This is a genomic window from Mesorhizobium sp. P2_F5 (assembly GCF_056403715.1).
Genome location: NZ_JBFUEY010000003.1, coordinates 423,230 through 449,134 on the forward strand (window position 1 = coordinate 423,230; position 25,905 = coordinate 449,134).

General features: G+C 60.5%; 23 protein-coding genes. 12 read left to right on the top strand and 11 right to left on the bottom strand.

The genetic code is table 11. The features are described 5' to 3' along the window. Positions 1-14 precede the first annotated feature (14 nt). Together AC1DYO_RS06030 and AC1DYO_RS06035 are read right to left on the bottom strand one after the other, a co-directional pair. Complete coding sequence (locus tag AC1DYO_RS06030; RefSeq protein WP_477261245.1) at positions 15-389, bottom strand: response regulator; 375 nt, start codon at positions 387-389, stop codon at positions 15-17. Beyond that, the gene (locus tag AC1DYO_RS06035; RefSeq protein ID WP_477261247.1) at positions 386-5,998 is read right to left on the bottom strand and encodes a PAS domain-containing protein; all 5,613 of its coding nucleotides are present in this window, start codon (positions 5,996-5,998) and stop codon (positions 386-388) included. Before AC1DYO_RS06035 ends, AC1DYO_RS06030 begins: the two co-directional genes overlap by 4 nt. Positions 5,999-6,189: 191 nt before the next feature. Between AC1DYO_RS06035 and AC1DYO_RS06040 the strand changes: the two genes are divergently transcribed. The 7 genes from AC1DYO_RS06040 to AC1DYO_RS06070 all read left to right on the top strand — a co-directional run bounded on the left by AC1DYO_RS06040 (position 6,190) and on the right by AC1DYO_RS06070 (position 12,955). Next, positions 6,190-6,420 (top strand): DUF1127 domain-containing protein, encoded by a 231-nt coding sequence (locus AC1DYO_RS06040; RefSeq protein ID WP_477261249.1) that lies wholly within the window; start codon positions 6,190-6,192, stop codon positions 6,418-6,420. Between the two features lie 105 nt (positions 6,421-6,525). After that, on the top strand, positions 6,526-7,284 hold the full coding sequence (locus tag AC1DYO_RS06045; protein WP_477261251.1) for a sulfite exporter TauE/SafE family protein: 759 nt from the start codon (positions 6,526-6,528) through the stop codon (positions 7,282-7,284). Between the two features lie 204 nt (positions 7,285-7,488). Beyond that, complete coding sequence (locus tag AC1DYO_RS06050; protein ID WP_477261253.1) at positions 7,489-8,277, top strand: alpha/beta fold hydrolase; 789 nt, start codon at positions 7,489-7,491, stop codon at positions 8,275-8,277. Positions 8,278-8,561: 284 nt separating this feature from the next. Continuing rightward, positions 8,562-9,863, top strand: coding sequence for an epoxide hydrolase family protein (locus AC1DYO_RS06055; protein ID WP_477261255.1), 1,302 nt, complete (start codon positions 8,562-8,564; stop codon positions 9,861-9,863). A gap of 118 nt (positions 9,864-9,981) precedes the next feature. Then, on the top strand, positions 9,982-10,788 hold the full coding sequence (locus AC1DYO_RS06060; protein WP_477261257.1) for an SDR family NAD(P)-dependent oxidoreductase: 807 nt from the start codon (positions 9,982-9,984) through the stop codon (positions 10,786-10,788). A gap of 53 nt (positions 10,789-10,841) precedes the next feature. Further along, positions 10,842-11,279, top strand: coding sequence for an organic hydroperoxide resistance protein (locus AC1DYO_RS06065; protein ID WP_477261259.1), 438 nt, complete (start codon positions 10,842-10,844; stop codon positions 11,277-11,279). Positions 11,280-12,049: 770 nt separating this feature from the next. After that, the gene (locus tag AC1DYO_RS06070) at positions 12,050-12,955 is read left to right on the top strand and encodes a LysR family transcriptional regulator (RefSeq protein WP_477261261.1); all 906 of its coding nucleotides are present in this window, start codon (positions 12,050-12,052) and stop codon (positions 12,953-12,955) included. Here AC1DYO_RS06070 and AC1DYO_RS06075 read toward each other — a convergent pair. The 4 genes from AC1DYO_RS06075 to AC1DYO_RS06090 form a co-directional block, all read right to left on the bottom strand. Further along, positions 12,939-13,643, bottom strand: a complete 705-nt coding sequence (locus tag AC1DYO_RS06075) for a peroxiredoxin-like family protein (RefSeq protein WP_477261263.1) — start codon at positions 13,641-13,643, stop codon at positions 12,939-12,941. The two genes, AC1DYO_RS06070 and AC1DYO_RS06075, sit on opposite strands and share 17 nt — an antisense overlap. A gap of 284 nt (positions 13,644-13,927) precedes the next feature. Next, positions 13,928-15,367 (bottom strand): NAD(P)/FAD-dependent oxidoreductase, encoded by a 1,440-nt coding sequence (locus AC1DYO_RS06080; protein WP_477261265.1) that lies wholly within the window; start codon positions 15,365-15,367, stop codon positions 13,928-13,930. Next, complete coding sequence (locus tag AC1DYO_RS06085) at positions 15,364-16,521, bottom strand: patatin-like phospholipase family protein (protein WP_477261267.1); 1,158 nt, start codon at positions 16,519-16,521, stop codon at positions 15,364-15,366. The genes AC1DYO_RS06080 and AC1DYO_RS06085 overlap by 4 nt, the downstream gene beginning before the upstream one ends. A gap of 23 nt (positions 16,522-16,544) precedes the next feature. Continuing rightward, a complete protein-coding gene (locus AC1DYO_RS06090; RefSeq protein WP_477261269.1) occupies positions 16,545-17,327 on the bottom strand; it encodes a 3-hydroxybutyrate dehydrogenase in 783 nt (260 codons plus the stop codon). A 121-nt stretch (positions 17,328-17,448) separates the two neighbouring features. On the opposite strand from AC1DYO_RS06090, the gene AC1DYO_RS06095 reads away from it, so the two are divergent. Continuing rightward, positions 17,449-18,516, top strand: coding sequence for a LysR family transcriptional regulator (locus AC1DYO_RS06095; RefSeq protein ID WP_477261271.1), 1,068 nt, complete (start codon positions 17,449-17,451; stop codon positions 18,514-18,516). Positions 18,517-18,580: 64 nt separating this feature from the next. Here the strand turns inward: AC1DYO_RS06095 and AC1DYO_RS06100 are convergent, their stop codons facing one another. The 5 genes from AC1DYO_RS06100 to AC1DYO_RS06120 form a co-directional block, all read right to left on the bottom strand. Next, entirely contained in the window at positions 18,581-19,045 is a 465-nt protein-coding gene (locus AC1DYO_RS06100; RefSeq protein WP_477261273.1) for a DUF302 domain-containing protein, read from the bottom strand. Positions 19,046-19,087: 42 nt separating this feature from the next. After that, complete coding sequence (locus tag AC1DYO_RS06105; RefSeq protein ID WP_477261274.1) at positions 19,088-20,284, bottom strand: MFS transporter; 1,197 nt, start codon at positions 20,282-20,284, stop codon at positions 19,088-19,090. Positions 20,285-20,375: 91 nt separating this feature from the next. After that, positions 20,376-20,858, bottom strand: coding sequence for a cupin domain-containing protein (locus AC1DYO_RS06110; protein ID WP_477261276.1), 483 nt, complete (start codon positions 20,856-20,858; stop codon positions 20,376-20,378). A 195-nt stretch (positions 20,859-21,053) separates the two neighbouring features. After that, positions 21,054-21,968, bottom strand: coding sequence for a LysR family transcriptional regulator (locus AC1DYO_RS06115; protein ID WP_477261278.1), 915 nt, complete (start codon positions 21,966-21,968; stop codon positions 21,054-21,056). Between the two features lie 238 nt (positions 21,969-22,206). Further along, a complete protein-coding gene (locus AC1DYO_RS06120; protein ID WP_477261280.1) occupies positions 22,207-22,602 on the bottom strand; it encodes a hypothetical protein in 396 nt (131 codons plus the stop codon). Positions 22,603-22,714: 112 nt separating this feature from the next. Between AC1DYO_RS06120 and AC1DYO_RS06125 the strand changes: the two genes are divergently transcribed. The 4 genes from AC1DYO_RS06125 (at position 22,715) to AC1DYO_RS06140 (ending at position 25,902) form a co-directional block, all read left to right on the top strand. Next, positions 22,715-23,557, top strand: coding sequence for a patatin-like phospholipase family protein (locus AC1DYO_RS06125; RefSeq protein WP_477261282.1), 843 nt, complete (start codon positions 22,715-22,717; stop codon positions 23,555-23,557). Between the two features lie 231 nt (positions 23,558-23,788). Next, positions 23,789-24,058, top strand: a complete 270-nt coding sequence (locus AC1DYO_RS06130) for a BufA1 family periplasmic bufferin-type metallophore (RefSeq protein WP_056594632.1) — start codon at positions 23,789-23,791, stop codon at positions 24,056-24,058. A gap of 43 nt (positions 24,059-24,101) precedes the next feature. After that, positions 24,102-25,130, top strand: a complete 1,029-nt coding sequence (gene bufB / locus AC1DYO_RS06135; protein ID WP_477261284.1) for an MNIO family bufferin maturase — start codon at positions 24,102-24,104, stop codon at positions 25,128-25,130. Further along, a complete protein-coding gene (locus AC1DYO_RS06140; protein ID WP_477261286.1) occupies positions 25,117-25,902 on the top strand; it encodes an HvfC/BufC family peptide modification chaperone in 786 nt (261 codons plus the stop codon). Before bufB ends, AC1DYO_RS06140 begins: the two co-directional genes overlap by 14 nt. The last annotated feature ends 3 nt before the right edge of the window (positions 25,903-25,905 follow it).

Genomic DNA, 25,905 nt, shown 5'->3' on the forward strand with positions numbered 1-25,905 from the left:
TCAAGTTGCGCGCGTCAGTCCGGTCGTAGCGCCGAATTCAAAGCCTCCTGCAGAGCGTCCTCTGTGAACGGTTTGAACAGGCAGTCTACAGCCCCTTGCTCGATCAGACGCGGCCGCACAGTGTCATCCTTGAGAGCCGTGATGAAAATGGTTGGAATTCTCTGCCCGCGGCGCAGCAGCTCAAGATGCAATTCCGGGCCGGTCATCCCAGGCATAGCGACGTCGAGGATCAGGCATCTGGTTTGGCCGACGTAGTCAGATGGCAGGAACTCTTCAGCCGAGGAAAACGCCTTGGCGCTGAAACCGAGCTCCTTGAGCAGATCGGGGAGAGACTCGCGTACGGATTCGTCATCGTCAACGATCGACACGAGGGGATGCGCAAATTTCATGAAAACTCCGATGGGATTTGGGTAGTGCCACGCTCCAGCTTGGTCATGGCAACATCGTCGACAGACGTTGCATCCGTCGAACAATGCGGGATCGAAAACGCGAATGTCGCTCCGGGGCCATCATTGGCTTGCGCCCAAAGACGTCCATTGTGTCTTTCTATGATCGAGCGGCTGACGGAGAGGCCAATACCCATTCCATCGCTCTTTGTCGTGTAGAACGCCTCGAACAGCCGTTCAGCCCCTTCGGGGCTAAAACCGATGCCCGCATCGCGCACGGTAAGGCGAACCTGTCCATCTTCGTCACCTGTGGTCCGAACCTGCAAAAGCCGCGGCCGGTCTTTGATGTCGCTCATTGCATCCGCCGCGTTGCGCAAGAGGTTCATGATTACCTGCTGGAGCTGGACGCGATCGCCGGCAACCATCGGCAGTTCGTCAGCCAGCTCTATGCGCAGCGTCACGCGGTTGCGTTGCAGATCCGCCGATAGCAGTGCGACGACCTCCTGCGCTGCGTCGTTGAGATCGACCGGCTCGGAGGTCACCGCGCGCTTGGTGAACAAGGCGCGCAATCGCGCAATCACGTCCGCCGCCCGCTTGCCGTCGCGTATGGTGCGCCGCGCTGTTTCCTGCGCTCCATCGACATTGGGCGGGTCGCTGGCCAGCATGCGAAGGCACGTGCTGGCATTGGTGATGATGCCCGCCAGCGGTTGGTTGACCTCGTGGGCGATCGAGGCCGTCAAGGCACCGAGGCTCATGATGCGGGTGACCTGCGCAAGCTCCGATCTGAGTTTCTCGAGCGCCTCTTCCGAAAGCCGGCGTTGCGTTATGTCGAGAACGGCGCCGATATATTCGATCTGGCCATCGCCGTGGCATCCAGCCCGGTGCGCGATCAGGTGCAGATATTTGACCGACTGATCGGGCAGCACGATCCGGGGCTGGCATTCGAACTCGCGATCGCCGCGTTGCGCCCGCTCGACCGTATTGACAATCATCGGCATGTCTTCGGGGTGGACGCGGCTGGTCATCCGATCGAGCGTAATGACCGTGTCCGGCTCAAACTCGAAGATGCGGTAGAGTTGCTCAGACCAGATGATCTCACCGCTGGTGACGTGCCAGGAAAGATTGCCCATACGGGCAAGATGCTGGCCTTCCGCCAGGAATGCCTCGCTGCGCCTGAGGGCGTCTTCCGCTTGCTTGCGCGCTGTCATGTCGCGCGTGATACCAAGCTGTGCGACTGAACCATCGCTGTTGCGCAGCGGAGCGGCGTGCGTCTCCATGTGCCGGCGAACGCCTTGCGCATTGATAAGGTCGAACTCCAGATAGCCTTTTTGTCCGTCGCAGATCTTCTCGTGGAACTGGTGATATTTTTCTTGGTGCTCGGGAGCTACGAAGTCGAAAAACCGCTGCCCGATGACATTATCGATGGATGGCACACCGGCCATTACCGCGCCGGCCGCATTTGTGCGCAGAACCGTGCCGTCGCGGGCCACGACTTTCACGCATTCGGGCGTCGTTTCCACGATAGCGCGGAAACTCTCTTCGCTGCGCTTGCGTTCTTCGATGTCGGTGTTGACGCCATACCATCTGACGATGTTGCCGTATTCGTCGCGCAGTGGATTGGCACGGATCAGGAACCACCGGTATTCGCCGTCGTGGCGCCGCAGCCGCGCTTCGGTCTCTCCCGGTTTTCCCGAAGCCATGATGGTTTTCCATGTATCGGCCAAACCGATCCTATCCTCGGGATGGACCGCGGCCGCCCAGCCCCAATCCTGCGCCTCTTCGGCGGTAAGGCCGATATAGTCGAGATAATGCTTGTTGAGGAACTGGGCGGTGCCATCCAGGCGCGCCGCCCAGGCGAGCGTTGGGATCGTATCGATGGTAAGCTGCAGATTGCGCTCGCTTGCCGCCACCGCCTGCTCGGCGCGCTTGCGGTCCTCGATGTCGTGGCTGGCGCCATACCAGCGGACGACTTTTCCTTCGTCGTCGCGCATTGGCACCCGACGCGTTGAACGCCAGCGGTAAATGCCATCGGCATCGCGCGCGCGGTACTCGAGCTCGAACGGCTCTTCGCGTTCCAGACAAAGACGCCATTGGTTCTCGGCAGGCCCGAGGTCATCCGGATGATAGACGTGCCTCCAGTCAATCTCCTCTCCGCCTCGCTCAATCGCTGACTTGTTGACGTAAAGGCGATTGCCCTTGGCGTCGTACACGCCTACCCGCGCTGGAATGCTATCGAGAATGAGCCGAGATTCGCGCTCGCTCGCCGTCAGCGCCTGCTCGGCGCGCTTTAGATCCTCGATGTCGGAGGTGACGCCGTACCAACGGATGACCTTGCCGGTCTCGTCGCGCATCGGCCTGCGTCGGCCTATGTGCCAGCGATACGTCCCGTCGGCCATGATGGCGCGATATTCGCATTCGAATGGCTCCTCGGTGGCAAGACACTCTTGCCATCGACTGTCGACGAGCGGCAGATCGTCGGGATGGAAAAGGCTGCGAAAATCGACGCCGCTGGGCCGGCCACTCAGCTCGAGCGTACGCTTGTTGACGTACACATTTGTGCCTTCCGCGTTGTAGATACCAACCCGTACCGGAATGCTGTCGATGGTCGCCTGCAGATTGCGCTCGCTCGCCGCAAGAGCCTGCTCGGCACGTTTCCGATCCTCAATGTCGGAGCTGATACCGTACCAGCGGACCACCTTTCCTGTCTCGTCACGCATCGGCACACGGCGCCCCAGATGCCAACGATATGTGCCGTCCGCCATCCGCGCGCGATACTCAGCCTCGAAGGGCTCTTCCTTGGCCAGACTCTCGCGCCATAGCTTCTCCGCGAGCTCAACATCATCCGGATGGAACAGCTCCCTCCAATCGGCATCCCCCGGCAGACCACTGAGCTCGATTGCCTGCCTGTTGGCGGAAACACGGATGCCATTGGTGTCGTGTACGCTGACCCTTGCAGGGATAGAGTCCAGGATCAGGCGTAATTCGCGCTCGCTCGCCGCCAGCGCCTGCTCGGCACGCTTTCGATCCTCGATGTCGGAGCTGACGCCATACCAGCGGATCACCTTTCCTGCCTCGTCGCGCATCGCCACGCGGCGCCCCAGATGCCAGCGATATGTGCCGTCGGCCATCCGCGCGCGATACTCGCATTCGAACGGCTCACCGCTGGCCAAAGATGCACGCCAGAGTTCTTCGGCGCGTTCGCGATTGTCTGGATGGAAAACCTCTCTCCAATCCGAGCCAATGGAGTAGCCGCTCAGTTCGAGTGCCCGCTTGTTGGCGGAAATGCGATTGCCCGACGTATCGTAGACGCCGACCCTGGCGGGAATGGTGTCGACGATCAGGCGAGATTGGCGTTCGCTCTCCTGCAACGCCTGTTCCGCGCGCTTGCGATCCTCGATGTCGTGCGCGATGCCGTACCACCTGATCACCTTTCCTGTGTCGTCGCGCAGCGGCACGCGACGCCCAAGATGCCAGCGATATGTGCCGTCAGCCATGCGGGCGCGATATTCGCATTCGAACGGCTCTCCCGTGGCCAGGCAGTGCTGCCATAGGCTTTCCGCGAGCGGCAGGTCGTCGGGATGGAAACCCAGCCGCCAATCGGCAAAACTGGGAATGCCGCTGAGCTCGACCGTACGTTTGTTGACGGACACGTGGGTGCCATCGTCGCTGAAAACCCCGACCCTTGCCGGAATGCTGTCGAGGGTTGCCTGGAGATTCCGTTCGCTGGCTGCCAGCGCTTCCTGCGCCCGTTTCATGTCGTCGATGTCGGTGCTTACACCGTACCACTTGATGACATTTCCCTTGTCATCGCGCAGCGGGTTGGCACGGAACAGGAACCACCGATAGACGCCGTCGTGGCGGCGAAGCCGCCCTTCGGCCTCTACAGATACACCGCGAGCGACCGCGCTTTTCCAAGTCGCGTCAAGGCGTTCCCAGTCATCGGGATGCAGCGCGGTCTTGTAGTCCCAGCCCGGCATCTGTTCAGGGGAGAGACCAACATAGTCTACATAATGCTTGCTCAGGAATTCATCGCTACCATCGGGACGTCCCGACCAGGCCAGTGCCGGGATGGTGTCAATGATAAGTTGGAGGTTGCGTTCGCTCGCTGCGAGCGCGTCCTCAGCGCGCTTCTTTTCGTCAATTTCAGCGTATACGACATACCAGCGCAGGATATTGCCATCGCCATCGTATAGCGGACGTCCTTCCACCCGGAACCAGCGATAGATACCGTCGGCGCCACGAAGTCTTTGCTCGGTGGAATAGGACTTGCCAGTCGTCAGTGCGTGCTGCCTTGTCGCGACGACGCGCTGTAGATCGTCAGGATGAACGATGTCGGCGGAAGTCCAATTCTTGAGCTCCTCCTCCGACTTGCCGAAATAGTCGACCATATGCTTGTTGACAGCCTCGACTTCACCGCTTGGCCCTAGTACGCCGATCCCGGCCGGGATGCTGTCCATGATCGTCTGGGTATTGCGTTCGCTTTCGCGCAGCGATTCTTCTGCCTTTTTCCTGTCATCAATGTCGGTCTGCAACGCGTACCAGCAGACGATACGGCCCGCGGCGTCATGAAGCGGAATGCCGCGACTGTAGAACCACCGATACATGCCATCGAAGCGCCGCAGCCGGTATTCAAGCTCATAAGGCACGCCGGACGCGATCGCCTTGTTGAAGATCTCCGTCACTTCCGGAAGATCGTCGTCATGTATTGTTTTGTTTGTCGACCATTTCTTGAGTTCGTCGGGCGGCAGGCCGTGATAGGCCGCCATCTGATAGTTCACCACGTCTGTCTTGCCATCCGCCGTGAGGGTCGCGACCAGACCCGGAATGCCGTTGACGATGGCGCGCGCCTTGCGATCACTCTGGCGCAACGCCTCCTCTGCCCGCTTTCTATCGTCGATATCAATCAGCAAATGAAGCCAACGAACGATTTGGCCCTGCCGATCCCGCAAAGGCAGGCCATAAACACTGTACCAGCGGTAGACGCCATCAGCGCGGCGATGCCGACTCTCGACGTGATAGGAGCTGCCCTTTTGGTGCGCGGCAGTCTGCTCGGAGATCGTCCGCTCGAGGTCGTCCGGATGGACGACTTCGGACGCCTTCCAGCCTCTCAACTCCTCGAGCGTCTTGCCAAAATAGTCGAGGGTCGGCTGATTGAGACCTTCCACTTCGCCTGTTGGAGTGGTCACGGCAACCGGAATCGGAATGCTTTGGACGATTGCCTGAAAATCGAACTCGCGCTGCCTAATTGTCTCCTCAGCGCGCCGCGCGTCCTCGACGTCAGTTGCAGTTCCGCACCATTTACTGAGCCGTCCGGTCTGTCCGTGCACCGGGCTGCATTGAATGAGAAACCTGCGATACTCTCCGTCCGCGCGGCGTATACGCGCGTCGATGTCGCCGGACTGACCGGAAGCGATGATCGACCGCCAGTCCTCGAGCAGCCCTTCCAGATCGTCCGGATGGACCACGGCCTGCCACTGCCAGCCCTCCTCCCCCGGACGGAGGCCGCAGTAGTCGCACCAGCGTCGATTGATAAGGTCAATGCTTCCGTCAGGCAGCGCAGTCCACGCCATGGCCGGCAGCGCATCCAGTACGCCGCCCTGATCACTCTTCATGCGCTATCCTTTCCAGCCTGTCGGCTAAACTGCGCCAGCGTCCGGCAAACGTCTATTATGCCTTGGTGTCGGTTTCGTCGGTCCCAATCGACGGACAGTCCAAAAGTATTGCCGACACCTTCGTGCAATCGATTCTTCTGCGGCGACGGGCCAGTTCTACGAGGGTTCAGTTGGAGCCAAAGGATACGACAATGGCCACGATCAAGACAAACTATCTGATGCCGAAGGGGCGGGATCACGATCTCGAACAGACCTGCGACTCGGCTTTCTCGGTCACGTCCAGGATGGCCTGGCTGGAGCGGCAGGTGAAGAAGCGGCGCTCGCGCAGGGCCCTGCTCGAACTGAGCGACGACTTGCTGAAGGACATCGGCCGGTCGCGCTTTGAAGCCAACCGCGAGGCGCGCCGCAGGTTCGCTGATTGACGCAACCGCCTTAGGCACAACTCAGCGGTGCCGTTGCTCGGGGCGTGCTATCGGCAGCTCGGCTGAATCTCCAATACATAGTCAACGAGAAGCTGGAGTTTCCGCATGGAGCTGACGGCCGCCACGATAATTGTCGCTTTTGCCGGCGTCTTCCTGATCTCCTTCATGAGGGGCGCGTTCGGCGGTGGATTCGCCATCATTGGCATTCCGCTGTTGTCGATCGTCATGGATCCGGTGACGGCGGGTGGTCTTCTCGCCCCGCTTTTCGTTGCGATGGACCTGGTCGCACTGCGCTACTGGAAGTCCTCGACATGGTCCAAACCCGACCTTTTGCTGCTGTTGCCAAGCCTCGTGGTCGGGATCGGACTTGGCTATCTCCTATTCCGCGTTCTGGATCACCGCGCCATATCGATCGTGATGGCGGTGACAACCCTGATCTTCGTCGGCCTCTGGTTCGCCGCAGGAGCAAACGTCACGACCAGGCCCCGCTCATCGCCGAAGGCGGTCGCCGCGGGGCTTACGTCGGGTATCACTACTATGGTGGCGCATTCGGGCGGACCGCCGCTTGCCATGTATCTGCTGCCGCTCGGCCTCAGCAAGGAGGTCTATGCAGGGACGACGAGCCTGTTCTTCACTGTCGGCAACATGACCAAGGCGGTGCCATGGCTTGTGCTGTCGAAGCCGGAAGGCAACACCTGGGTCGTGATGGCCATATGTGTGCTCGCCATTCCCGCCGGCATCTGGGTTGGTTGGCGGCTTCATGGAAGGCTCGATCAGCGTCAGCTCTACAGAGCCTGTTATGGATTGCTGATCGTGACGGCGTTCAAGTTATTGTGGGACGGCGTGTCCGGCTATCTGGTGTAGACCGCGCTCAAGAGATGTTTGCCATCTGCCCTGCGCTAGAGGGTGGCCGGGCTCATCCGGATGACGCCTGTCCGTCTCTGTGATCTCCAGCCGATCCAAACGTATCGCCAATCCAATACCAATGTGCAATGGCACTGCCGTCGTTGAACGGGCATCTGTCTGGGCATCACAAGCAAAATGACGTAGCCACGAAGGAGAGAATTCATGACAAGCATAGCCGTCTCAAAATTTGGCATTCGGCGAGCGATCTTTGCAGGAGCCTTGCTCCTCGCCGCCGTCGGCGGTTCGATACAGGCATCGGCGCAGACTGCCGCAACAACAGTCGTTCTCGTTCATGGCGCTTTCGCCGACGGCTCGTCCTGGGCGAAGGTCATTCCACTGCTTCAGAAAAAGGGATTGCACGTTGTCGCGGTCCAAAATCCACTGACCTCGCTTGCCGACGACGTAGCCGCCACGCAGCGCGCGATTGCCGAGCAGAAAGGCCCGGTGGTTCTGGTCGGCCATTCCTGGGCAGGTACCGTCATTACCCAGGCCGGCAATGAGGACCACGTCAAGGCGCTGGTCTATGTCGCCGCTTTCGCCCCTGGCGATGGCCAGTCGACGTCCGATCTCATCAAGAACTACCCCACCCCGCCCGGATTGGCGCACCCGCAGGTTGATGCCGCGGGCTTTCTGACACTGTCACACGACGATATCGCCAAATACTTTGCCCCGGATGTCCCCAAGGCGGAGTCCAACCTGATCGCGGTCACACAAGGCCCTGTGCGCGGCGCGAACTTCGACGAGAAGATAACGACGGCCGCATGGAAATCGAAGCCAAGCTGGGCGGTCGTCACCAAGAATGACCAGATGATCGATCCCAAGCTGCTCGCGGACGGTGCGAAAGCTATGAAAGCCCATGTCACGGCCATCGCGTCCAGCCATGTTCCGATGCTGTCGCACCCAAAACAAGTGGCCGCGGTCATTCTGGAAGCGGTCGAAGCCGTCAAATGACGTTTGGAGCAGTACAGAGCGGCGGCCTCGCCGGCTCCACGTGGAGTCGCACTGGATAGACGCCACAATGCAACATTGCTGATCCGAGTGCGGGGGGGGGGGGGGGGGCGGCGCGCCCAGCGCCGACACGCGCGCATTGCTCCGCGGCTTCACCTCCAGATTGCGCAATCAGGCTTCGGACCGATCCTAAAGTATTGCCGATACCTTGGTGCAATAGCTTAAGCGTCGATGGCGACAGAACTATGCATAAGTCAAACGAGTTTTTCTTTGCATAGGAGGACGTTATGTCAAAAGATCTACTTTCCCCCACGAGACGTGAGCTTCTCGCCGCGACGGCCGCGGTCGGCGTCATGAGCATGGTGCCGAAAGCACTGGGCGCGGCAGCAGCGGAAGCGATCCGTCCCTTCACGATCAATATCCCCCAGGAACAGCTCGACGATCTGCGCAGGCGCGTGGCAGCGACCCGCTGGCCTGACAAGGAAACCGTCCCGGATCACTCCCAGGGCGTGCAGTTGGCGACGGTGCAAAAGCTCGCGCAGTACTGGGCGACCGATCACGACTGGCGCAAGGTTGAAGCGCGGCTCAATGCCCTGCCCCAGTTCGTCACCGAGATCAATGGACTGGACATTCACTTCATTCACGTGCGTTCAAAGCACGAGAACGCATTACCGCTGATCGTGACACATGGATGGCCGGGCTCCATCATCGAACAGCTGAAGATCATCGGCCCGCTTGCCGATCCAACGGCGCATGGTGGCAGCGCAGCCGACGCGTTTCACGTCGTGATCCCCTCGTTGCCTGGTCATGGATTCTCCGGCAAACCGACGGCGCCCGGCTGGACCCCTGTCACCATCGGCCAGGCCTGGGCAACGCTGATGCAGCGCCTTGGCTACACGAAATACGTGGCGCAGGGCGGTGACTGGGGCAATGCAGTCTCCGAGATCATGGCTCTGCAGCAGCCGGCCGGATTGCTTGGCATCCACACCAACATGGCGGCCACGGTCCCGGCCAACATCTCGAAGGCGCTGGCCTTTCACGAGGCGCCTCCCGCCAACCTCACCGCTGAAGAACGCAATGCCTGGGACCAGCTGGTTGAATTCTACGGAAAGGGGCTGGGCTATGCGCTGGAAATGTCGAACCGGCCGCAGAGCCTCTACGGCATCGCCGACTCGCCGGTCGGTCTAGCGGCATGGATGCTCGACCACGACATCCGCAGCTATGACCTCATCGCCCGCGTCTTCGACGGCGCGACCGAGGGCCTGACGCGCGATGACATCCTCGACAACGTCACGCTTTACTGGCTGACGAATACGGCTGTCTCCTCGGCCCGGCTCTATTGGGATACGACGCAGATCTCGAATGGCGCAGGCTTCTTCGACGTTCGCGGCGTCAAGCTGCCGGTCGCCGTGAGCGCCTTCCCCGATGAGATCTACGCCGCGCCGAAGAGCTGGGCTGAGAAGGCCTACCCCAAGCTTATTCATTACAACAAGCTCGCCAAGGGCGGTCACTTCGCTGCCTGGGAACAGCCGAAGGTCTTTTCGGAAGAGCTGCGCAACGCGTTCCGGCCGCTGCGCCAGCAGATCTAAAGCGACAGGGCGGCCCTCCCCCACCGCTCACTGCCGCACGCGCGGCCGGGTCCTCCCCCCGGCCGCGCACTCCACAATCTATTGCCGCAGCCGGCGCAAAACCTGATCGGAGAATAAAATGTCTACTACTTCCAAAGGGATCGCTGTTGTCACAGGCGCCTCTTCAGGGATCGGCGCCATCTACGCAGACAGGCTCGCACGCCGCGGCTACGACCTCATTCTGGTTGCGCGCAGCCAGAAAAAGCTCGACGAGGTGGCGGGGCGCATTGCCGGCGCCACTGGCCGCGCTGTCAATGTCATTGCCGCGGATCTCAACGACAGAGCGGACTTGAAGCGGATCGAGACGCTGCTCGCAACCGAGCCGGGCATCACCATGCTAGTCAACAATGCCGGCATCGGTTCTGTCGCCCCATTGCTGGAAGCCGATGTCGACGCGATGGAGCGGATGATTTCGCTGAACGTGACCGCGCTCACCCGCCTGACCTATGCCGCGGCGCCATCCTTTGCAGCGCGTGGCGGAGGGGCGATCGTCAACGTAGCGTCGATCGTTGCTATCCGGCCCGAATCCCTCAACGGCGTCTATGGCGGCACGAAAGCCTTCGTTCTGGCGCTCAGCCTGTCGCTGTTCAAGGAGCTGGCCGCCAGCAATGTGCGCATCCAGGCCGTACTGCCAGGCGCCACCGCCACGGATTTCTGGGACCTGTCCGGCAGGCCCCTCGAAAACCTTCCAAGCGCAATCCTCATGTCCGCCGAGGACATGGTCGATGCTGCTCTTTCCGGTTTCGACCAGGGTGAGCTGGTCACCATCCCCGCACTGCCCGATGCCGCCGACTGGGACGCCTACGAAGCAGCCCGTCAAAAACTCATCCCCAATCTGTCAAATCGCCTTCCTGCAGCACGCTACCGCGTTGCCGCAGCAACCTAACGCAGGCTTCGAAATTTTCTCCCGATCATTCCTAGAAACCGAAAGGAACGACCATGTCACAAGCAGCACCGGCCCCGCAGGGCGAGAAGCTCCTGTATACGGGAAGGGCTCACACGCAAGGCGGCCGCGATCACGGCATCGCCCGCAGCGACGACGGCCAGCTCGAAGTCAAGTTCTCGCCGCCCGGCTCCGGACGGCCGGGCACCAACCCCGAGCAGATGCTGGCGGCCGGCTGGTCGGCGTGCTTCGAAGGTGCGCTCGACATCGTGGCGCGCAAGCGCAGGGTGACTCTCACCTCGGACCCAACAATCGACGCCGAAGTCGACCTGAACTATGGCGGCGAGGGCTTTTTCCTTCGCGCTCGCCTCAACGTAAGCCTGCCAGGCGTTGAGCGGGATGTCGCGCAAGCCCTCGTCGAGGAAGCGCACCAGATCTGCCCCTATTCGAAGGCGTTGAGCAAAAGCATCGACGTGACCGTCAGTCTCGTCTGACGCGGCCGTTGGTGCTGGTGACCGGCGCGCAGGAAGCGCCGCGCCGGTCGCACGCAATTGGAGATGCGAGAGGCATTCGCCATGGACTGGCGGAATTGAGACCAATAAGTGCTTGGTCAGAATTAGGGGGTTCGAGTCCACGTCGTGGGTCATTCAGAAAAATAGCATAAAAATCAGTCACTTAAGCGACCGTTTTGGTGGGCCTTGAGGGCTCTTAAACGCTCTGATTTTATTGCGTTTTTCGTGGGCCAAAATCACAGACTTCCCGTATCGTTCCGTAGGCTCGGGAACCTGACAGCCGACTCTTGTTAGCCCCAATGCCTACCTTGCGAACATAAGCGCCCGCTGGAGCCATATCCGGAATGACCGCAATTGGGCCGGAAGCGGACTGTCCGACTCTGGAACCAAATAGCTACCAAGATGCCATTCCGCTGACGAACTCGGATAGATCATCCACGATCCGCCATACGCTGCCTAAAACTGGACGCTCAGCCTCCTGCGGCCAGCAGTCGATCTTCGCACGCGCGGGATCCATCTCGATGGTCGTCGCGGGCTTCCCCTGCCGATCCCCAGCCGAGCAAGCGGGCCAGAAGCTTCGCCGATTGGCTGACCAAATCGCTTAGTTCACCATGAGTCTGGGCTATGGTTGCCTTGGCGCTGCCGCCATTCGCACCTATGGTGCGGGCCACTTTGCTGAGAACGACCCATTGAGTTAATCTTCGAATATGCACTATCGCTGATAGACCATTTCGCTGAGGGGGCGAAAATTCATGGAGATGCAGCAGGTCCGCTATTTTCTGGCCCTGTCCAACACGCTTAATTTCACCAGAGCAGCGGAAGAGTGCAATGTCACGCAGCCGGCTCTGACGCGTGCAATCAAGACCCTTGAAGACGAATTGGGCGGGGAACTGCTTCGGCGCGAGCGCCAGCATTCCCATCTGACCGAACTTGGACGACGCATGCTGCCCTTGCTGCAGCAGTGTTACGATGCCGCCACTTCCGCTAAATCGCTCGCCAAGGCAGTGCAAAGCAGCGACGTCGCTCCCCTTAACGTCACCATTTCCAACAGCATCAACATAGCGCTGCTGGTTTCACCATTCACCGAGCTTTTCCGGGCCTACCCAGGAGTGCATCTCAAGATCAGTCGCGGTTCGCCGACAACTGTCATCGAAGCCCTCAAGAACGGCGAAGTCGAACTAGCGGTTGCCGGTCCGCTGGGACAGGCCTGGGATCGGCTCGACACATGGCCACTTTTCCGGGAAGGGATCGAGCTCGTCGTGAATTCCGATCACCCTCTTGCCCGCCGAAACGAAGCGGACGTCGCGCTGAGCCAGTTGGCCGCGGAACCTGTGCTCAGTCGGATTGACTGGGAAACGAGCGAAGAGCTGTCGCGCTGTCTCTCGGCGAAGGGTATTACCCCTCGCACCGCTCATGAGGTTGAAACTGACCAGGATCTGCTGGCGCTGCTGGAAGCCAATGCCGGAGTTGGCTTTGTCTCAATGACTGCCCCCCGCTCGCCCAACGTCCGCAGACTCAAGTTGCGTGATCTGGATGTTTCCCGGATCGTCGCCGTCTATGCAGTCGCCGGCCGACATCGCTCGCAGGTGGCCATGACGCTCCTCAATCTCCTGCGATCGACCGACTGGTCGACATTTGGCGTCAGCGAGCCCGCCTGAGCGTCGCGATCAAGTCGTCGATGTCCATCCGCCGACGGTAGTCGGGATCGACGAACCGATCTGTGATGATGCCATCAATGCCGACAACGAAAGTAGCAGGAATCGGCAGGAACCAGCTGTTGTTGCCCTGATAGTTCGGTAGATCGAGGCCAAGCCCCATCAGCCGCTCCATTTCGGCTCCCACCCAGATCGCTAGGTTGAGGGACAAAGCGTAGCCATTGTCCATATCAGTCAGGAAAGGAAATTGCGCACCAACCGATGCCTTCATCGCCTTCGAGAATTTGCGCCGCTCAGGCATGATCACCACGACCTGGCCGCCCAGTGTAGCGATCTCCTGTTGGGCTTCGACGATGCCGATCGCATTCAGGCGACAATAAGGACACCAATGTCCGCGCTGAAAGGTTATGACGGCCGGCCCGTGAGTAAGGATTTCAGATAGGCTCACCAGCTTGCCCTCGTCATCGGGCAGCAGGAATGCGGGCATGACATCGCCGGGCGCGGGGGCACTTGCCCCGGCTCCCTGCTCCCGGAGGCGCGCTACCAGGCGGTCAACCGCGTCAGCGAAGTCCGAGTTCAGTCGGCGAACTGCACTCGCAATCACCGCCAGCCGCTCGTTGAGAGGTGCATCGAGTTCGATGGCAGCCTGGACGGACTGTTCAAATGTCATTGGCTGGTCGTTGGCGGCCATTTCTGCACTTTCGCAATTTCCATGCAGCCTAACATTGAAGCCCCACGGGCACGGCCATGCTTTTCTTGCATGGAGTCGATGCCCTGCGTGCATCGAAGCTATGCGGATTCATCTTCTGTTCGGCATTGCCGCTCGAATTGTTACATCAGGTTTCCTGACATCCGAAGCGGAAGTCTGAAAGCGGCAGCCAGGCATCGCGTGTGGCTACTGTCACAGCCATCCCTGCACCACCGCCACCGAGGATCGCGACATCATATTTTTCCACCGTCCTGGCCTACCGAGATTCAATGCAATTTGACTCGCGGTTTGGTGCGGTGCGACAGGATTCCGATGATCGTATCCCGCATGGTCTTGAAGGTCCCGTGCACTGCCTTGAGATGCATCTTGTAGAGCGAGCGATACATCAACCGGGCAAGCAGACCCTCGACCTTCAGTCCGCCGATCAGGCTACCGAAAGTGCCGTAGTCGGCCAGTGAAACGAGGGAACCGTAGTCGCGGTAACGGAACGCCGGCGCCGCCTGCCCTTCGAGGCGTGCCGCGATCACCTTGACCATATGATCGGCTTGCTGATGGGCTGTCTGGGCGCGCGGCGGCAAGGGATCTTCGCTGCCGGGCAATACACAACTCGCGCAGTCGCCGATCGCAAACACGTTCTCGTCTCCTATGGCCCGCAGCGTCTCATCCACGACCAGGCGGTTGATGGGATCCGTATCGAGGCCATCGAGTTGCTTCAGAAAATCCGGCGCCTTGATCCCGGCAGACCACACGACGAGTTCGGCCGGCACGAACAGCTTCTCGCCAAGCTTGATACCGTCTTCTGTCACTTCGGTGACCTTGATGCCGCATCGGATCTGAACGCCCAGATCTACAAGCCGGCGCGCAGAAGATCGCGCAAGGTGTTCCGGCAAAGCCGGCAGGATGCGCGGTCCCGCCTCGACGATGGTGATGCGGATCAGCCTCTCGAAATCGATATTGTCGAGATTGTGCGAGGCGATTTCTCGCATCGACTTGTGCAACTCGGCGGCCAGTTCAACGCCGGTCGCCCCGGCGCCAACGATGATGCAATGGAGCTGGCCCGGCGAAAGCTTCTCGTATTGCGCGTTCGCACGCAGGCAGGCATCGATCATACGCTTGTTGAAACGGGAGGCCTGACCGGTCGTGTCGAGCGCAATGGCATGACGTGCCGCGCCTGGCGTGCCGAAATCGTTGCTGACGCTGCCCACGGCCAGCACCAGCGTGTCGTAGCCCAGCACCCGTGGCGGAATGATCTGTCTGCCATCGTCGTCGAAGCTCGGCGCAACAAAGATTTGGCGCTTGGAGCGATCTATGCCGACGACTTCGCCGATCCGGTAGCGATAGTGGTGGCTGCTGGCATGTGCGATGTATTCCACCGCATCGTTCGACGGGTTCAACGTCCCGGACGCCACCTCGTGCAGAAGAGGTTTCCAGACATGGGTGCGATTGCGGTCGACCAGCGTCACCGAAAGCCGCCGCTTGCCGAACTTGCGCCCGAGGCGCGTCGCCAGTTCCAGCCCGCCCGCGCCGCCGCCGACAATGACCACGCGATGCAGAGAGCTGTCCGCATGAGATGGTGTCTCCGGTATCGCACGGAAAAGCGCGGCATTGTTGGCAAGCACAGCTTCCGGAACCAGCCGCATCCCGGGAGTGATGATCTGCATCGGTATTCTCCGTCTTCTTCTCGGCGCCGCGATCGAACCGATCACTCTTGCGATTCGTGGATGACGATGCCCTGCAGCATGGCGACGTCGCATTCCCACGGCTTGTCCGAGAGGACGCGCTGGCCGTGCTCGTATCCGGCCTGCCAGCGCGTGCGGATGCCTGAGCGGGTGAAGTCGATGTCCTTGGTGTGGTCCTCGCCATCGAGGCGTGGCGAAAGCAGCCGCACAAGGTGCATGACCGATGGGCAGCCATAGGAGGCAAGTTCCTTGAACATCGGATCCTCACGCCGCTCCTCGGGAACCAGCCTTCCCATTTCACGCACGACGTGCCGCAGACGGTGCAGTTGCTCCTGCCTAGCAACATGGCTCCGCCCCCGGCTGGCGAATTGAAGGTCCTTTTGCCGGCCCATGACTTGCCAGATCGATTTCGGCTCGGTGGCGCGGGGCTGCCACATGTTGACGGCGAAGATCAGTGCGTCGCGTCGCGGACGCGCGTCGAGCACGACCTCGATGGGCGTGTTCGAATAGATGCCGCCATCCCAGTAAGGCTCGCCGTCGATACAGACCGCGGGAAACGCCGGCGGCAAGGCACCCGACGCCATGATGTGCGCCGCCGACAAGGTCATCTCTCGGGTGTCGAAGTATTTGAGTTCACTGGTGTTGACGTTGACGGCGCCGACCGTCAGGCGGGTATGGCGCCGGTTGAGATAGTCGAAGTCGATCAGGTCATTCAGCGTCCTCTTGAGCGGATCAGTCGTGTAGTAGGAGGCATTCTCGACACCCACTTCGCGGTTTACTCCGAACATGGCGCTTGGATTCGGTTCGAAGAATCCCGGTATGCCGCGCATCACGGTGCCCATATTGGCAAAGACATTGCTTGGAACCATCATTCGGAAAAACTCGTCGAGCGGGCTGATACGGCTGACGCTTTCCCAGAATTCCTGAAGCCTCGCCAGCCGAACCGTTGGCTCGTTCCCGGCAATCAACGCCGCGTTGATGGCGCCGATCGAGGTGCCGATGACCCAATCCGGCTCGATCCCGCCTTCGACGAGCGCCTGGTAGACACCGGCCTGATAGGCACCTAGAGCGCCGCCGCCTTGAAGCACCAGCACCGTTTGCCGCTGAACGGCAGCATCGGCCATATGGACGACCTCCGGCAAAGGTTCAGCGGTCGGAGGATTTCGGGTAATCTTATTCATGGTCTTTGCTCCTCGTTGCCGGTTCAATGTGCGGTCCAGCCGCCTTCTATCGGGATGATGGCTCCGGTGATCGAGGCCGCATCGGTCGAGGCCAGGAACAGGCAAAGCGCCGCGACCTGGGCTACGGTCACGAACTGCTTGGTCGGCTGGGCCGCCAGGAGCACATCCTTGATGACCTGCTCCTCGGTGATACCGCGGGCCTTGGCCGTATCCGGTATCTGCTTTTCGACCAGCGGGGTGAGCACGTATCCGGGGCAAACCGCATTGACGGTGATACCCTGTTCGGCAACCTCCAGTGCGACCGTCTTGGTCAGACCGGCGACGCCGTGCTTGGCAGCGACATAGGCGGATTTATAAGGCGAGGCGACAAGGGCGTGGGCGGACGCAACGTTGATGATGCGACCCCATTTGCGTTCTTTCATGGCCTGTAGCGCGCGCCGGATCGTGTAGAATGACGACATCAGGTCGATCGCCACGACTGCTTCAAATTTTTCGATCGGAAAGTCATCGATCGGTGCGACATGCTGGATGCCGGCATTGTTGACGAGGATGTCTACCGCGCCGAACTCGGCGATTGCCTTGTCCATCATCGCAGTGATCGCGCTGCCCTTGCTCATGTCCGCACCGTCGTAGCGAACAGTCACCCCATGGTCCGCGGCAAGCTTTGCCCGCAGCAACTCGATCTCGTCGGGATCGCCGAAACCGTTCAGAACGATGTTGCAGCCCTTCGCAGCGAAGGCCTCGGCAATGCCTTGGCCAATGCCGCTGGTCGAGCCTGTGATCAGTGCCGTCTTTCCTCTGAGCATCGTTGTTTCCTACGGTTGAAGCTGCAGCCGAAATGGCCTGCAAACGGCTGCGAGCAACGGGCCTTAGCACCCGGGTCTCGACTTCTGGGCCAAGTATGGCGGCTGGCTCGGGACAGCGGAAATGCCGTTGAGACATGGATTCGATAGCCCACGGTCAGATCGTCAATCTGTCGCCTGGGATATCAATCACCAGATCGGGTTGTTTGACGTTGGGCCAGCTAGTAAGATCACCCGGCAATGCGGGTCGTGCCGTATGCCAGCCGCTGGGGAGCGCGCAGTGGAGATCAGCCAGGTCAGGTATTTCTTGGCCGTCGCCAAGGAACTGAATTTCACCAGGGCGGCCGAGCTGTGCAACGTTACGCAGCCGGCACTGTCGCGCGCAATCAAGCTGCTCGAAGACGAGTTCGGCGGCGCGCTTTTTCACCGTGAGCGACGCTTTACACATCTGACGGAACTCGGTCGCATGGTTGAGACCTATCTCGAAGGCGTTTTTGAGAACTCCCGGCAGGCAAAGCAGATCGCCGAGCAATATGTGCACCTCAAGAAGACGCCTCTCAGGGTCGGCATCATGAGCACGATTGCTCCGGATGAAATCATCGAACTCATCTCGTCCGTGCGCACGCACCATCCCGGCGTAGAGCTTCACCTCTGCGATGCCGATGCACCGAGCTTGCGACGGCGCCTGCTCGGAGGCGACCTCGAGGCGGCAATTTACGCGTTGCCGTCAAACGTGCCCGATGAGGAGGTTCACTCCTTGCCGTTGTTTCAGGAACAGATGGTGATGGCCGTTCATCTCAACCATCGCCTGGCCAACCAGCGCAGCGTGCGGGTGACGGATATGAGCAATGAGACCTACATCCACCGCAACAATTGTGAATTTGCCGGTTATGCCGATGCCATTCTTGCCGAGCAGGGCGTCACCGTCAGTCCCGTTTACTGGAGCGATCGTGACGATTGGACACTCGCAATGATCGCAGCCGGGCTTGGTTTCGGATTCATGCCTGAGCATACCGCCAAGCACCCCGGAGTGGTGCCGTTGCCGATCACCGATCCGGAATTCTGGCGCGAGGTCAATCTCGTCACGGTGCGCGGCCGCAGGCATTCGCCGGCGGTTGGCGCACTCGTGCGCGAGGCCACGCAGAAGAAGTGGTTCGGCGAGCGTGCAAAGGCGTTATCCGCCGCGGAATAGCCTCTGCGCGCAAACACGTTCTTTTCCCATGCCAGAGCGACGGATCTCCGGCGCATATCCACGCTCAGTTCTTCCTGATCGTCGAGGTCACGGACTGGATGACCTCGGTTGCCATCTTGAACTGCGGGGCGCGATCCGTGATGTCATGACGCTTGGCGATCCAGTCAAAATCGCTATAGGCGGCGTAAACCGCGCCATCAGCGGTCTGGTAGACCAGCACACGCACCGGCCAGTCGAGACCGGCTTCGGGATTGGATGTGATGAAGGTTGTGCCGAGCGCCGGGTTGCCGAACATCACCAGCCGCGACGGCCTGACATCGTTGCCGGCATTGTTGCCAAGCTTTGCCTGGTCGATGACGCCGAAGAACTTGATGCCCTTCTTGAGGACATCCTTCTTGATGCGGGCGACGGTTTCAGTGACGGAATAGTCGCTCTTCACCGTGACAACGCCATCCGAAGCAGCGGCTGGGATGACGGCCGCTATCAGTATGGCGGCTCCGGCAATCATGGTCTTCAGGTAGTTGGTCATATCAGTCTCCTTTGTTGAATAGCCATTTTTCGGTTTTGGGTGTCACGTCTTTGAGGGTTGCAGCACGCGCGCCACTGCGATTGCGCCGGCAAGGAAGGCGGCGAGCACGGCCACGCATGCGGTCCACCCGATCCGGTCGTAAATCTGTCCGATGACGAAGCTGCCAGCGAGCCCACCTGCATAGTAGGAGGCCAGGTAGATGCCGCTCGCGGCGGTGCGATCGCGCGAGGCGGTCCGGCTGACATGCCCTGTGGCTATCGCTTGCGCCAGGAAGGTTCCCATGGCGACCAGCGCCATCCCTGCAAGGACGATCGGCAGGCTGGCGGTGAGCAACAGCAGCAGCCCGACGATTGCCATCGCAAGCGTTGCACCGATGCCGATCCTCGGGCCGAGACCGGCCGTGACACGCCCGGCGAGTGGCGTGGTCAACATCGATGGCAGGAAGACGAAATAGATCAGTCCCAATGCCATCGGCGACAGCGACAGCGGCGGGGCGACAAGCTGGAAATTCACATAGGTGAAGGTCCCGATGAAGACGAAGAGGATCAGGAAGCCGATCGCGAAACAAGCGCGCAGTTCGGCATTTTCCAGCGGACCCTTCCAGGACGCTCGGCCAGATTGACCTTCGGCGCGCATAGTTGCGGAAGTCTTTTGCAGCGTGAACCAGACGAGCGTCGCGCCAAACAGATTGAGGGCCGCGAAGGTGAGGAAGTTGGTGGAGATGCCGAACGTGTCGGCGACGGCGGCCGACATCAGTCGTCCGAAGAAATTGCTGGCGACATTGCCCGTTACATAGGCAGCGAGCGCACTGGTCGTCTGCCGTGCGGAGAAATGTTCGGCCAGGTAGGCCATCGTCAGCGTGAACGCGGTCGACATGCACAGGCCTTGCGCTACGCGCAGGAGGGCGAAGACGACTATGCTGTCGGTCTGCGAAAGCAGTGTTGTCGGGATCGCCAATATGGCCAGGCTGATCCAGATGCCGTTGCGGCGATCAATCCCGCGCCCGAACAGGGCAACGGCGATACCTGCCACCGCCATGCCGAATGTGCTGGCGTTGACGGCGAAGCCCATGGTTGCACGGCTGACGCCGAATTTTATCACCAGTGAGGGCAGTATTGCCTGGGTGGCGAACAGATCGACAAGCGTAAGAAATGCGATCAGCGCGACAAGGCCAAAGCGCCAGCTGTCTGCAGCCACCGCATGCAGCCGCGTCATTTCTGTCTGTTCACTGGTTGTCATGACGAGGCTCCGTGGCCGGACGTCCCCAGGTGATCACCTGAGGACGCGCTTTCGGTTGCTGAGGGTGGGATTGTTCGCCGAAATGTTCGGATCACATCATGTGGTCGTCGGGCATCGCGGGCGGGAGGACGTCGGCGGAATAGAGCACGGCGGGCACCTTGCCGTTGTTCTTCCACCAATGGGCAAGCTGGCCGAACTCGGCGGTGACATCGCCAGCCGGGTGCTCGATGCCCACTTTACAGGTGCTGCGGTATTCGGTGATCGAACCTTCGACGATGAGGATGTTGGCCGGGCGCAGATTGTGCTCATGCCATGGCACGACGCCGCCGGGCTGAACGACGAGCTTGCGAAGACGCAACATGTTGCCTTTCCAGGCCTCGCCCTTGCTGCTCAGATCGATGGCCGAGAGAACCGTGTCGACAACGCCAACCGGTTTGCTGGGATGTTCCTGGATATCGGTCGTTGCGGCCTGCCCGGCAGGACAGTCGCCGGCGAAGGCCGGAGCAGAGGTAAATGCAGCGGTTGCCGAAAGCAGACCTGCCGCAAACGCAAGGGTGAGTTTCTTGGTAGCCATCTTGTATTTCTCCTTTGTCGGTGCCCAAACGCGGGAGGCGGGGCATGACAGGGAGAGTGACCGGAGCGATCCGAAAAGAGAAATGCTGACTGGCTCTCAAATCGATACCTGAAAACTATCGTCGACCATCACAACTGCATGTGAGGCACTCGCAGCAAACCGCCTCGCCCGATCCTTTAATTCTTCGATCTTGCTTCAGGCAGCCGTCTTTTGGATCGCCTGGACGATTGCGCTCTCAGGCCAGCCATGCGCCTTGACGCTGTTTACGAAAGCCGATGCCGCGGGCGAGAACCTGCGTCCTGCAACGACGACCAGGGAGACTTCTCGCCAGACCTCAGGATCAATGACGGGACGAACCTGCAAGCCCGGGATCACCGCACTGAATTCCGGGATGAAGCAGATGCCCAGCCCTCCGGACACCATATTCTGGATCCAGTCCTCGCGCTCGCTGGCGTAGGAGATCCTGAGCTTCACGCCGCGATCCGTGCACAGGCCGGCGAGGTGATCGCGATACTCGCAATTCAAACGCCTGAGATAATTTTCGCCATCGAGTTCGGAGATCGCTACATTGTCATTGCGAGCCAGCCGGTGGCCATTTGGAAAGGCGAGGACAAAGCGCTCGCGATAGAGCGGTGTGACGTCGAAGCGGTCTGGGAAGCTGTCGCTTGACGCCATGATGGCGACGTCGATCTCGCCGGACTCTAGAAGTTGGGAGAGCGATGCCGGCACGCCCTCAACCAGTTGCAGCTGGATGCCCTGCTGCCGCCGCTTGAAGTCAGTCAGCAGGCCGGTGAAGCGACGGGGCCCGATCGTGCACATGACGCCGACTTTCAGGTTGGCGTTTTCCAGGCACAGAAACCTCGATGCCTCCTGCCGCACTCCAGTCAGTTCGTCGAGGATTTGCTGAAAACGGGGGCGAAGCAGCACACCCAGGTCAGTCAGATGGGTCAAGCTTCGTTCGCGGCGAAACAGTAGCCCTCCGACCTCTTCCTCGAGTTGCTGAATGGCGCGGGACAGAGCCGGCTGAGTGACGTTGCACTTTTCGCCTGCGCGCGTGAAGTTTCGCGTCTCGCACACGGCCAGGAAGTAGCGGATGTGGTGAATGTCCATGCCGATTTGTCCCCAATTGCAAACGAGGCTGTTCGTGCTTCGGAGACTGCCGCAAGGCTCGCTTTGGCGCCAATGCACTGCGGCTATGAAGTCGATAGCGGTCCGTCATGGCGCCGCGACAGCGCGCGCTACGAACAGCTTGTGTTGCGCAGCAGTTGAACACCGCCAAGAGGCGATGGCGAGCAGACCGCTCACCACGAGGCTTTATCCCTGTGTTGCCCGGAACGGTCGGAGCCGCTCAGTTGGCGCCGCCAAGCGCCAATACATTGGCGCAGAACGCTGCGTGCGGCTTGCCCATGGCTGCGTCATTGCACATCTTCATCATCTTGTCCCGATCACTTCGAGGCGCAGCCAGCCAAGCCTTTTTGAAACCGGCCATCGGCTTCATCGTTTTCATGCCCACATCGCTGTAGAATGACGGTAGCGACACCAGATCGCTGAAGGCATCGGCGGATGCAGGCCCGGCCAAAAGACCGAGGGCGAACGCCCCCAGACAGACACTTCGTATTCTCATGACACGCTCCTTCTTCTGCTGAAGGCCTGCCGGCGACCGTCGTGGCGCCAGTTCCAAAGCGAGATCGCGGGATTCTCGCCAGCCTCGCAAACCTTGCGGCGCGCAAGGGATTGCAGCCAATGCAATCTGCCTATGGAGTTCATGCCACCTTGGCATTTCGCCAAAGAAGGATCATGCGGCAGTGTCTCCATCAAACGCCTTGCCTGGCGTTCTTCGGGAGGAGACTCAAAAAATGCAAATCCAGGCCGCAACCGACCAGGCCTTCATTGCCGATGCAAGACCCGCGAGGGAAGGCCGCCAGCTGATCGACATTGCGCTGGCAAGCGACGCACACGGCGCATTTGTCTGGGGCGTGCTCGATCGCTTGCTGGATGAACCTCGCCTTTCCTTCCGCAGCATCACCGCATCCGGTTTCGGAGGCATGGAGGCAGCGGTTCTTGCCTACGGACTGGCTCTAGGCGGCAGGCGTGGGGCAAGGACGGCGCTCACCAATTTCTGGCGACGCGTCAGCCACGCATCGATGTTCGCGACCGTTACGGCCAACCCGCTGAGATCGATCCTGGAACAGTCGATCGACATTGCCGAGTTGCACAAAAAGAGCTGCCAGTTGAAGCTCAACATTCTGGCTTCGAATGCCCGCACCGACATCGTCACGATTTTCTCCGGCGACCAGTTGTCGATCGACGCGATCCTGGCGGGAGCGACAGTCCCATTCCTCTTCCCGGCCGTGGAAATCGATGGCGATATGTATTGGGGTGAAGGCGATAATTCGGCCTTGCCAGCAGTGCAGTCAATCGAGGCTGGGCATTGGCTGATTGTCAGCGGCAAGCCCTCCGGCTGCATGACGCCTTGTGCGGCTTACCGGCCCGCCGCAAATGCCGTGAACTCTGCATCTGTCCTCTTCGACAGTCGTCACAGAACAAGCGCTGCGCTGTTTACCAGGCCCTGGACCGACTGGGGCGAATTGACCGACATGCGTGACCGCGGACGGCAGCGAGCCGAGGACTGGCTTCTCGCCGACCATCCAAGCTTGAGCGAAAGCTCATTCGTCGACAGCAAGAATCGATACGTCTAGGCGCCTCCCTCCGCCTGGCCGCGCCTGCTTCGCTCCGCTCACGAAGTGCAGGCGCCAAAGCCCTCCGGTTCCCCGCCGGAGGGCTTTTGCTCGTTATCCTCCTCAACATAGTGACCGCGTATCAAATCCATGCCGAGACAGCATTTCAGCTTCATCGCGCGTTCGACGACACTGCTTGCAGACAGGCCGCCAGGTCAGTCTTCCCTCGAAACGCAACCAGGAGAAACGACCGTGATCAACACCAAGACCCTCATCGGATCGGCCCTCGCGGCCGCCACCTCGCTTGCTGCAACTGCAGCCTATAGCGGCCCGGCCGCTCAGCCCAGCTTCTCGTTCGAGAAGTGCTATGGCGTCGTCAAGGCCGGCCAGAACGACTGCCAGACCGCAACGCACTCATGCGCGGGCACCTCGACCGCCGACAACCAGCCGGATTCCTGGCTCTACGTGCCAGCCGGCAGCTGCGCCAAGATCACCGGCGGCAGCGACAAGCCGAAAGCCTGACCGACCCAAACTTCAGCCAACCCCTTTGGAAGGGAGCAGACCGATGTCCCGTGCATTTCAGCCCCTCACGATCCCGGCATCCGCCGGCATCGGTCTGCGCTCTCCTCACATCAGCGAGATGCTGAGCCGCAGACCCTCCGCCGGATGGCTCGAAGTGCATGCCGAGAACTATATGGGCGACGGCGCCGCCGTCGAGGCGCTTGAACGGCTGCGCCAGATATATCCACTGTCAGTTCACGGTGTTGGGCTGTCCCTTGGCAGCGCACAGGGGGTGGACCGCGATCACCTGGAGAGGCTGCATAAGGTCTGCGAGCGGTTCCAGCCTGATCTCGTTTCGGAGCATCTTGCCTGGAGCGTTGCCGACGGAGCCTATCTCAACGACCTGTTGCCGCTTCGCTATGACGAAGAGGCGCTGGCGATCGTGGCGCGCAACGTAGCGACCGTCCAGGATACGTTGAAGCGAAGTGTGTTGATCGAGAACCTGTCCGCCTATGTCGCGTTCGCGGACTCCTCCATGAACGAAGCTGAATTCCTGGCCGAGCTCGTTGCGCAAACTGGCTGCGGCCTGCTGCTGGACGTCAACAATGTCCAGGTTTCGGCGCACAATCTGCAATACGACGCAAAGACCTTCATCGACGCTTTGCCCGCCGATGCCATCGGTGAGATCCACCTTGCCGGTCACGCGACCAATCAGGTCGGCGGCGACACTGTGCTTATCGACGATCACGGCTCTCGTGTGCCGCCAGTTGTGTGGGGGCTCTATCACCATGCCATCAGCCATCTCGGGCCGCGCCCTACGCTGATCGAATGGGATACCGATGTTCCGGTTCTCGACGTGCTGCTCGGCGAAGCGATGTGGGCCGATATGCTCTCCGCTTCGATCATGTTCAGCCGCAAGCAGGCCGCAAGGCAGATCGCCCCGACTATGGTCCTGCCTGTGTCCAGCCTGCCAACTTTCGAAAGCATTCGAACCAGCATGCCTGTGCTTGCGGCATTTGCCGCCGCCAGAACCAGACCGGCCATGCCCGTCGCATTGCCGACAATCGAGGGAGGATATCATGCTGCCGCTTGAACATCTGCAGACCATCGTGGCGCGCTCGGTGCTGGCCATGGAGCCACTGATCGACGTGAAAATGCTGACCGCTGGCAAGGCCGACCCAATGGCTCGCCTGCGCATCTACCAGAACAACACGCGCAGTTCGTTGACTGCCGTGCTGATGGCCGTGTTCCCCGTTACGGCTCGCCTCGTCGACGAACGTTTCTTCCGCTTTATGGCGAGTGAGTTCATTCGACGGCATCCGCCGGCGGAGTCACGCCTGGCGCGTTATGGCGCGGGCTTCCCTCGCTTCCTGAAGACCATCGACACCCTGTCCGACATGCCGATCGTCGCCGAGACGGCGCGGCTCGAATGGGCCATTGCCGAAGCGCTCGATACAGCTTCGCTGCCGGCCCGCGGTCTAGCAGAATACGACAGCACCGACCTTGGGCTGTCGCCGAATATCCTGCTCCAGCCCTCACTGCGACTGATCGTCTCGCACTGGTCGATCCTATCGGTATGGATGGGGCATCAACAGGAGACGGCGGTCGATGAAAAAATCACCTGGACAAGGCGCCCCGAACGGGTGGCGCTGTGGCGAGCGGGCAACTACGTGCGGCTTTTTCTACTCGACCGCGCGAGCTTCGCCTTCTGGCATTCGCTGAAGCACGGCTTCGGCCTTGAGCATGCCACTAGCCGCGCCTTGGCACTCGACCCGGCCTTCGACCTGGTTTCAGCGCTCGTGCGCCTGTTCCGCGACAGGCTCGTCACCGACGTGCGCGTCCCGGTGCACCCTCTCTCAAACTGAAGG

Coding starts and splice junctions, on each gene's coding strand:
- AC1DYO_RS06115 (WP_477261278.1), bottom strand. CDS start 21,968: ATGGACATTCACCACATCCGCTACTTCCTGGCCGTGTGCGAGACGCGA.
- AC1DYO_RS06040 (WP_477261249.1), top strand. CDS start 6,190: ATGGCCACGATCAAGACAAACTATCTGATGCCGAAGGGGCGGGATCAC.
- AC1DYO_RS06125 (WP_477261282.1), top strand. CDS start 22,715: ATGCAAATCCAGGCCGCAACCGACCAGGCCTTCATTGCCGATGCAAGA.
- AC1DYO_RS06090 (WP_477261269.1), bottom strand. CDS start 17,327: ATGCTCAGAGGAAAGACGGCACTGATCACAGGCTCGACCAGCGGCATT.
- AC1DYO_RS06065 (WP_477261259.1), top strand. CDS start 10,842: ATGTCACAAGCAGCACCGGCCCCGCAGGGCGAGAAGCTCCTGTATACG.
- AC1DYO_RS06070 (WP_477261261.1), top strand. CDS start 12,050: ATGGAGATGCAGCAGGTCCGCTATTTTCTGGCCCTGTCCAACACGCTT.
- AC1DYO_RS06060 (WP_477261257.1), top strand. CDS start 9,982: ATGTCTACTACTTCCAAAGGGATCGCTGTTGTCACAGGCGCCTCTTCA.
- AC1DYO_RS06105 (WP_477261274.1), bottom strand. CDS start 20,284: ATGACAACCAGTGAACAGACAGAAATGACGCGGCTGCATGCGGTGGCT.
- AC1DYO_RS06100 (WP_477261273.1), bottom strand. CDS start 19,045: ATGACCAACTACCTGAAGACCATGATTGCCGGAGCCGCCATACTGATA.
- AC1DYO_RS06045 (WP_477261251.1), top strand. CDS start 6,526: ATGGAGCTGACGGCCGCCACGATAATTGTCGCTTTTGCCGGCGTCTTC.
- AC1DYO_RS06055 (WP_477261255.1), top strand. CDS start 8,562: ATGTCAAAAGATCTACTTTCCCCCACGAGACGTGAGCTTCTCGCCGCG.
- bufB (WP_477261284.1), top strand. CDS start 24,102: ATGTCCCGTGCATTTCAGCCCCTCACGATCCCGGCATCCGCCGGCATC.
- AC1DYO_RS06085 (WP_477261267.1), bottom strand. CDS start 16,521: ATGAATAAGATTACCCGAAATCCTCCGACCGCTGAACCTTTGCCGGAG.
- AC1DYO_RS06095 (WP_477261271.1), top strand. CDS start 17,449: ATGCCGTTGAGACATGGATTCGATAGCCCACGGTCAGATCGTCAATCT.
- AC1DYO_RS06075 (WP_477261263.1), bottom strand. CDS start 13,643: ATGGCCGCCAACGACCAGCCAATGACATTTGAACAGTCCGTCCAGGCT.
- AC1DYO_RS06035 (WP_477261247.1), bottom strand. CDS start 5,998: ATGAAGAGTGATCAGGGCGGCGTACTGGATGCGCTGCCGGCCATGGCG.
- AC1DYO_RS06030 (WP_477261245.1), bottom strand. CDS start 389: ATGAAATTTGCGCATCCCCTCGTGTCGATCGTTGACGATGACGAATCC.
- AC1DYO_RS06110 (WP_477261276.1), bottom strand. CDS start 20,858: ATGGCTACCAAGAAACTCACCCTTGCGTTTGCGGCAGGTCTGCTTTCG.
- AC1DYO_RS06050 (WP_477261253.1), top strand. CDS start 7,489: ATGACAAGCATAGCCGTCTCAAAATTTGGCATTCGGCGAGCGATCTTT.
- AC1DYO_RS06140 (WP_477261286.1), top strand. CDS start 25,117: ATGCTGCCGCTTGAACATCTGCAGACCATCGTGGCGCGCTCGGTGCTG.